The sequence below is a fragment of the Mesorhizobium sp. M1E.F.Ca.ET.063.01.1.1 genome (assembly GCF_003998155.1).
GTDB lineage: Bacteria > Pseudomonadota > Alphaproteobacteria > Rhizobiales > Rhizobiaceae > Mesorhizobium.
Genome location: NZ_RZSC01001332.1, coordinates 1 through 843, shown reverse-complemented (window position 1 = coordinate 843; position 843 = coordinate 1). Strand labels below are relative to the sequence as shown.

Below are 843 nucleotides of genomic sequence, written 5' to 3'. Positions count from 1 at the left end.
CGCCGACGCCGACGACGCTTTTGCCCTCGCAGAGGTTGCGGTAGACCTGCCACTTCTCGACGACCCTGCCCTTAGGGATCTCACGTGACTCGTTTTGCGCCGCCAGCATGGCAAGCGACATCGGCCGCCGCCCAAAGGGCGTCGTTGCAATACCCGTCTCCATTTTCTTTCACCCTCGATTAGGCAAAAGAAATCTGCTCGCCAAAACGGCGCCACGACTCTTGACAGTGATTCGGGGAAATGCGATTCTCAGCTTGCGACAGACGAGAAGGGCTTCCGCGACGGTGACGTTCGGGGGCCTTTTTCTTTTGCGGTTTCAGTCTCCTGTTGATGTCTTCTCCGACTTTCTGAACGCCTCGTAAAGGTTGCCCAGATTATCGGAAATCCACGTCCCGAAGCGGCTGCCATCCATCTCCTTCACGGCGATCGTGATGGCCCTGCCTGCCTTCTTGACGCTGACGCTAACTGATTTGTCTTCGGGGACCCAGGATTGCGCTTGGGACTTCACAGCTACCTTTCGAACCGGCTTCCCCTTTGCATTCAGGGCTGTTAGCAACCTTTCGAAGCGTTCCTCGCTTTCCAACTCACCGAATTCTGGCTCGGACAAGATTGCATTAACCATTTCGGATTTCTTGCCGGCGAGCAGAGACAACTCAACCCACCGCTCGCGGCCCACAGACGTAGCCGATCCAATCTTGCCGATCACAGATGCTGGAATTCTCGTGACAACCGATACCATCTTTGAGACCGCAGCGGCGTTCGAGGCCAATGCTGACGAGATCACCTCTCTGTCGTACCCCAAATCCTCAAGGCGCTTTGCGAACATCGCCTTCTCGATGAAAC

At 55.9% G+C, this 843-nt stretch carries 2 protein-coding genes; both read right to left on the bottom strand.

What is annotated here, in order from left to right; all coding sequences use genetic code 11:
* The coding region (locus tag EOA29_RS38360) for a helix-turn-helix domain-containing protein (RefSeq protein WP_281061146.1) at positions 1-163 on the bottom strand (163 nt) is incomplete at its 3' end.
* Between the two features lie 153 nt (positions 164-316).
* A partial coding sequence (locus EOA29_RS38355; protein ID WP_281061145.1) for a plasmid partitioning protein RepB C-terminal domain-containing protein occupies positions 317-843 on the bottom strand: 527 nt, incomplete at its 5' end.